The following is a 5,813-nucleotide window of genomic DNA, read 5'->3' on the forward strand; positions in this document are numbered from 1 at the left end:
CGCCGTAACGGGTCGGCCCCCGGGATGGGCTGCAAAATGAGCGCCGCTACCTCCCGCTCGCGGAGCGGCTGGCGTTAATTGAGCGACTCGCCGACAGTGGCCTGCGCCGGATCGAAGTAGGCGCCTTTGTCTGTGCCAAAAAAGTGCCACAGATGGCCGATTCTGCCGCCCTTTTTCAGGCCCTGCCGCGCAAGGGGCCGACCCGTTACGGCGCCCTAGTGCCCAACCAGCGAGGGTTACAAGCCGCCATTGCCGTCCATGCTGACGAGATTGGCCTCTTTACCGCCTGCTCCGATGGCTTCAGCCGCGCCAACATGGGGATCAGCGTCGATGAATCCTTGCTGCGTTTCGCTCCGCTGGTGCAGGAGGCACGCCGCCTCGGCATCAAAGTGCGCGGCTACCTCTCCACCGTGATTGCCTGCCCGTTCGATGGCCCAACGCGGCCAAAACGGGTCGCCGCCATGGCCGAACAGCTGCTGGATTTAGGCTGCCACGAGATTTCGCTAGGGGACACCATCGGCGTCGGCACCCCAGGCACCGTAGCGCCCATGTTGGATGCGGTGCTGCACGAAGTCCCCGCTGGGCGGCTGGCCGTCCACTTTCACGACACTTACGGCCAAGGCTTGGCCAACCTGCTGCCCGCGCTGGAGCGGGGGATCCGCACCATCGACTGCTCGGTGGCGGGTCTTGGCGGCTGCCCCTATGCGCCGGGGGCCTCCGGCAATGTGGCATCAGAAGAGGTGGTCTACCTGCTGCACGGCCTTGGTATGACGACCGGGGTTGATCTGGGCAAACTGGCGGCCACCGGCCAGTGGATCAGCGAGCGGCTCGGCCGTCCTAATGGTTCACGGGTCGGCTTAGCGCTGCACGCCAATGCTGAGCGGCTGCGCGCTCGGCTGTGCGCCACGCCGTAACCATTGCCGATGATTGACCAGAGGAGCCACCGCCATGCCCCGTTCTTTGCCTAGCAACGCCATGACCTATAGCATCTCGGAGCTGGCGCACGAGTTTGGCATCACCGCGCGCACCATCCGCTACTACGAAGATGAGGGGCTGCTTACCCCAACTCGGCAAGGGCAGACCCGCATTTACAGCCACAAGGATAAAATCCGTCTAAAACTCACCCTACGTGGCAAGCGCCTTGGCTTTAGCCTCGCCGAGATCCGCACGCTGTTTGACATGTACGACACCGACCGCTCTAGCACCACCCAACTGATGTCGATGATCCAGCTGATCGAGCGCAAGCGCCAAGCCCTGCGCCAGCAGTTAGACGACATTGCCAGCGTGATGGCCGAACTCGACGCCGCCAAACTGCGCTGTATTGACTCCCTTGCCCACCTCGCAAAGGACCCACCACCATAAAGCGGGCTCAGACAGCGCAACAGGCTCCCCAGTGACGGGCATCACGGCACACCGTTGACCCGCTCAGCCCACACACCGGCACCGGCAATAACGTACTTAACTTTCAAAGTTGTTATTTAGCTACCGAAAAAACCTATTCTCACTCCCGTCTCATCGCATGTTCCAGCACGACTTCCTAGCTTTTCTTGTTTTAGCCCAAAGAAGTGTTATTTTTTTACGCAAAAAACCGTTCTCCCCTTGCGGGAACGACACCGCCTGCCTAAAATCGCGCGTCATTTATCCCCCCTTACCTCTTTATTATTTGGAGAACGCCACGTGAGCGAAAAATTGGCCAACCCTGCCCCGCTGGGCCTGATGGGTTTTGGTATGACCACCGTGTTACTGAACATCCACAACGCAGGTTTTTTCCCGATCAGCGCCATGATCTTGGCCATGGGCTTGTGCTACGGCGGTTTGGCGCAAATCATCGCAGGCATCATGGAGTTCAAACGCGGTAACACCTTCGGCGTCACCTCGTTTCTCTCTTACGGCATCTTCTGGTGGACCTTGGTGTTTTTGCTGGTCATGCCCACCATGGGGCTGGCTGAGGCGACCCCCCACGCTTACATGGGCTGGTATCTGCTGATGTGGGGCATCTTCACCCTGTTTATGCTGGTGGGCACCATCAACTACCCACGGGTGAAGCAATTTGTGTTCGCCTCCCTGACCGTGCTGTTCTTCCTGCTGGCTGCCCGCGACTTTACGGGTAGCGAACTCATCGGCACCATCGCCGGTTTTGAAGGGATTATCTGTGGTGCCAGCGCCATCTATCTGGCCATGGCCACGGTGATCAATGAACAATATGGCCGCACCGTGCTGCCTATTGGCGATCACAAAAAAGCCACCGTTTGAGAGAACAAGTGGCTTAGCACGTCAAAAAAGCACCTTCGGGTGCTTTTTTGTTATGGGTGGCGCTTCCTTAAGCGTGTTCATGCAAAAGATCCGCTGCCCTCCCCTGCCAGTAAGCGGGTCGGCGGGAAGCGCTGGGCGGGGTCTTGGCTGAAAAACTGGCTCAACTGCTGATATACCGCAGGATAAACGGCGCGTAGCCGCAGTGGATCGGTAAAAAACAGCTCACAGCAGATGGCAAAAAACTCGGCAGGGTGTTCGGCGGCATAGGGATCAATGGCGGGCACGTCGCCTCGGTCGAGTTGCTGGCACAGCGCATCGAAAGCGGCTTGAAAGGCCTGCTGCCAAGGGGTTGGGTTCATCCCACGGGGCAACGGGGGGGCGCCGTCCGCTTCGCCGCCTAGCATGTCGAGCTTATGGGCCAGTTCGTGGATCAGCAGATTGACCCCGTCCCAATCGCCATCTTGCTGCAGCTCGCGCCATGCCAGCACCAGCGGCCCTTGGGGCCATGCTTCCCCGGCGTTTTCCTCAAGCACGTCGCTTACCAAGCCGAACTCATCTTGCTCTTCCTGCCTACGCGTGACAGGGGTGGGGATCAGGATGATTTCGTGAAAACCGCGATACCAAGCCACACCAAGATGCAAGATAGGTAACGCCGCTTGCAGGGCTAATACCGCTTGCTGCTGGGGCGTTAACGCGACACCAAGCTGGGTCAGGGTTTTGCGATGTAGCAGCTGTTGCCCCAAGGCGATGAGGTGAGTCTGCTCCTGCGTGGTTAACCCCTGCAGGATCGGCACCGCGGCCAGAGCCTGCTGCCACAAGGTGTGGCAAGCGTGTTGCTGCTGCGCCTTGGCGGCGCGTCGGTTACGCAGCCATTGCCATAATCCCAACACGTCCTTTTCCTTATTGGTTAGCTGTGATCGTTTTGACAAAGCGCTTTGGCCGCTCTTGATAGCCTTGGGCCAGATAAAAGCGGTGAGCATCGAGGCGTTTGACGCTGCTAGACAGTTCCATATGACCACAACCAGCCTGACGAGCAATGGTTTCAACGCCACGCAGCAGGGCCGCGCCAATCCCTGCGCCTCGAATGTGCTCATCCACCACGCATGCCGAGATCACTGCCCAACTATCGGCCACATGCAGAGGCTGAACGCAGTGCCACACCACGACGCCGACCACCTCGTGGTTGAGCTCAGCCAGCAGGGTGTGATCCGCAGTGGTGTGGCCTTGCAGCCGGGCCACCAGCCCTTGCGCGGCCGCAGGATAACCCAGTTGCACAAACAGACGGGCTATGGCGGCTTCATCAGCAGGCTGGGCTGCGCGCAGTAACAGGGCATTGGGATCGTTTATCATGCAGGCTCCTCACGGTGTTCTGCCCATCACTGGGCAGCCACCCGCTTTTGTCCGCTAGCGTCGGGGCGGGTGTTGCGGCCTTATTAATAAATTACGTTACAGCCATTCTCCGCTCGCCTTGTCAATTCACAAATTAGCAACAGAGTCAGATTTTTTGCTGGGAAGAGCGGGACTGAATCGCTATGTTACACCCCATTCAGTGCGTGATGTTACCCGCACTGAGCCCCCACTGTTTCCCCTAGGCTGTTAACCCCTTTGTTAATCTCCCAGCAGGTCACAATGGTGCTAGCGCGCGGCTGATGCCTCGCCAAAAAAACAACAAGGAGTGATTGTCCATGAATGAGTTAGTCAACGCCATAAATGGCGTAATTTGGAGCCCTGCGCTCATCTATCTGTGTCTGGGAGTCGGCCTCTACTTCTCCCTGCGCACTCGGTTTTTGCAACTGCGCCACATCAAAGAGATGGTCAGGCTGATGTTTGATGGCAAGAGCACCGAGGCGGGAGTCTCCTCCTTTCAAGCGCTGGCGATGACCCTCGCCGGTCGGGTCGGCACCGGTAACATCGCTGGGGTCGCCACCGCTATCACCTTTGGTGGCCCCGGCGCCCTATTCTGGATGTGGATGGTGGCCTTCCTTGGCGCCAGTTCCGCCTTTGTCGAATCGACCCTTGGCCAGGTATACAAAGAGAAAATCAACGGCGAATACCGTGGTGGCCCGGCGTTTTACATCGAGAAAGGGCTGGGGATGAAGTGGTACGCGTGGACCTTCGCCATTGCCACTATTTTTGCCTGCGGCGTGCTGCTCCCCGGGGTACAAGCGAACTCCATCGGAGCCAGCTTGCACACCGCATTTGCCATCGATCTGAACGTCACGGCCGCAGGGCTCGCACTGTTGCTCGGTTTCATTATCTTCGGTGGGGTGAAGCGGATCGCCAGCTTCGCCAGTACCGTGGTGCCCTTTATGGCCCTTGGCTACATCATCGTCGCCTGCGTCATCATTGCCCTCAATATCTCGGCGCTGCCGGGGGTATTAATGCTGATTATTAAGAGCGCCTTCGGCTTGGACGCTGGCTTTGGCGCTATCTTGGGGCTGGCCATCATGTGGGGGGTAAAGCGTGGGGTCTACTCCAACGAGGCGGGTCAGGGCACGGGGCCGCACGCCTCTTCAGCCGCAGCGGTGAGCCATCCTGCCAAGCAAGGGTTGGTGCAGGCTTTCTCGGTCTATATCGATACCCTGTTCGTCTGCTCGGCCACTGGCTTTATGTTGCTCATCACCGGTCTTTATAACGTGCAAGGGCCGGATGGCGCCGCGCTATACACCGGTATTGCCGGGGTAGCGGCGGGGCCGGGCTATGTACAGACCGCGATGGAGAGCATGATGCCCGGCTTTGGCAGCATGTTCGTGGCGCTCGCCCTGTTCTTCTTCGCCTTCACCACCATCGTGGCTTACTACTACATCGCCGAGACCAACATCGCCTACATCAACCGTAAGGTGAATCGCCCTTGGTTGACCTTCCTGCTGAAATTAACCCTGATGGCCTCCACCGTCTACGGCACCGTCAAAACCGCTGACCTAGCGTGGGGCTTAGGGGATATTGGCGTCGGCCTGATGGCATGGCTTAATATCGTCGCCATCTTGCTGCTGCAAAAAACCGCGTTTAGCTGCCTCAAAGATTACGAAGCGCAGCAAGCCCAGGGACTCGAGCCGGTGTTTGACCCCGCGCGCCTTGGCATCAAAAACGCCGATTATTGGACCCAGCAGCACGCTAACCCTGCGCAAGCAACCACTGCTGCCGAGCAGCGTGTCGCCCCACCCCAGCAACCCAAGTGACTGGCAGTCTGTTAACTAAACCAACCGTGACTTGCGCTCTGTTAGCGTAACCAACCAAGATGGCGGCTCCCGCCATCTTTTTTTTATGGCCCGCCCCGCTCCCGAAGTGAGCCCGACGCTGAGACTAACGTCGGCTGGTCGGCATCACCTCACGTTGTCACACTGACTCGGCTATTTATGCCGCAAGCCAGCCGAGGACGTTGTCATACCAAAGACGAGAACTATTGGACACCCACCTTTTCCAGCACAACCGCCTGTTCCGGCTCGATCAGCGCCTCCCCCTGATACCAACGCCTGACCAACAGCGGCCACTGGAACAGCGCCGCCCAGCGCTGCGCCACCTCCCGCTCACTCCAGTTGGCCGCGATAGTTGCCCCAACT

Annotated in this window: 5 protein-coding genes and 2 pseudogenes; 4 read left to right on the plus strand and 3 right to left on the minus strand. The window is 58.9% G+C overall.

The genetic code is table 11. The features are described 5' to 3' along the window. Positions 1-11: 11 nt before the first annotated feature. The 3 genes and pseudogenes from CUC53_RS17570 to CUC53_RS17580 form a co-directional block, all read left to right on the plus strand. Positions 12-914: pseudogene (locus tag CUC53_RS17570) on the plus strand (hydroxymethylglutaryl-CoA lyase); the annotation flags it as partial. Positions 915-948: 34 nt separating this feature from the next. After that, complete coding sequence (locus CUC53_RS17575) at positions 949-1,362, plus strand: MerR family transcriptional regulator (protein ID WP_100295317.1); 414 nt, start codon at positions 949-951, stop codon at positions 1,360-1,362. Positions 1,363-1,677: 315 nt separating this feature from the next. Then, the gene (locus tag CUC53_RS17580; protein WP_100295318.1) at positions 1,678-2,253 is read left to right on the plus strand and encodes an acetate uptake transporter; all 576 of its coding nucleotides are present in this window, start codon (positions 1,678-1,680) and stop codon (positions 2,251-2,253) included. A 77-nt stretch (positions 2,254-2,330) separates the two neighbouring features. Here CUC53_RS17580 and CUC53_RS17585 read toward each other — a convergent pair whose 3' ends face one another. Further along, positions 2,331-3,122, minus strand: coding sequence for a M90 family metallopeptidase (locus CUC53_RS17585; RefSeq protein ID WP_236757964.1), 792 nt, complete (start codon positions 3,120-3,122; stop codon positions 2,331-2,333). Positions 3,123-3,153: 31 nt separating this feature from the next. Next, complete coding sequence (locus tag CUC53_RS17590) at positions 3,154-3,603, minus strand: GNAT family N-acetyltransferase (RefSeq protein ID WP_100295320.1); 450 nt, start codon at positions 3,601-3,603, stop codon at positions 3,154-3,156. A 335-nt stretch (positions 3,604-3,938) separates the two neighbouring features. Here CUC53_RS17590 and CUC53_RS17595 point away from each other — a divergent pair, with 335 nt between their 5' ends. Beyond that, positions 3,939-5,432 carry an alanine/glycine:cation symporter family protein gene (locus CUC53_RS17595; protein ID WP_100295321.1) on the plus strand — a complete coding sequence of 498 codons (1,494 nt, stop codon included), beginning with the start codon at positions 3,939-3,941 and terminating at the stop codon, positions 5,430-5,432. A 245-nt stretch (positions 5,433-5,677) separates the two neighbouring features. Here CUC53_RS17595 and CUC53_RS17600 read toward each other — a convergent pair. Beyond that, positions 5,678-5,813, minus strand: a pseudogene (locus CUC53_RS17600) (alpha-amylase family glycosyl hydrolase); the annotation flags it as partial.

Source organism: Aeromonas cavernicola (assembly GCF_002795305.1).
Taxonomy (GTDB): Bacteria; Pseudomonadota; Gammaproteobacteria; order Enterobacterales; family Aeromonadaceae; genus Aeromonas; species Aeromonas cavernicola.

Coding starts and splice junctions, on each gene's coding strand:
- CUC53_RS17575 (WP_100295317.1), top strand. CDS start 949: ATGCCCCGTTCTTTGCCTAGCAACGCCATGACCTATAGCATCTCGGAG.
- CUC53_RS17590 (WP_100295320.1), bottom strand. CDS start 3,603: ATGATAAACGATCCCAATGCCCTGTTACTGCGCGCAGCCCAGCCTGCT.
- CUC53_RS17595 (WP_100295321.1), top strand. CDS start 3,939: ATGAATGAGTTAGTCAACGCCATAAATGGCGTAATTTGGAGCCCTGCG.